Genomic DNA, 379 nt, shown 5'->3' with positions numbered 1-379 from the left:
GTCGTGGACGTAACCACCAGAACATACTTATCCTGATAGGGCAGCCAGTCGCTTAATTCAGGATCTTCAAATACCGTTGCTTTGTGGCCCTGCGCGGTCAGAATCGCTTCCGCTTCTTCGGCCACTAACAGTGAATTCCCGTACATGGTGCCGACAAAAATACCAATTTCCGCCATACCGTTTTCTCCCTGGATTAGGAACTTATCTCTCCATCCTGACCCGATGGCGCACTGAACTCAACCCTTTCATTTTCAGGAAGCAGACCGCGCCAGCCAAATTGTGATAACGCCTGCATCCAGGTGTCGTCCAGGCCCGCGTGAATAGTCAGCGGCTCGCCAGTAAAAGGATGCGTCAATGACAACTGACTGGCATGTAGCAT

Annotated in this window: 2 protein-coding genes; both read right to left on the bottom strand. The window is 51.5% G+C overall.

The genetic code is table 11. The features are described 5' to 3' along the window. Nucleotides 1-176: flavodoxin domain-containing protein (locus FMM79_RS22145; protein WP_205466407.1), on the bottom strand; the 176-nt coding region annotated here is incomplete at its 3' end. A gap of 17 nt (nucleotides 177-193) precedes the next feature. Next, nucleotides 194-379: hypothetical protein (locus FMM79_RS00520; RefSeq protein WP_020243400.1), on the bottom strand; the 186-nt coding region annotated here is incomplete at its 5' end.

The organism is Novosphingobium sp. BW1 (assembly GCF_008107685.1).
Classification (GTDB): domain Bacteria; phylum Pseudomonadota; class Alphaproteobacteria; order Sphingomonadales; family Sphingomonadaceae; genus Novosphingobium.
This window is presented reverse-complemented; position numbering and strand designations above follow the sequence as displayed.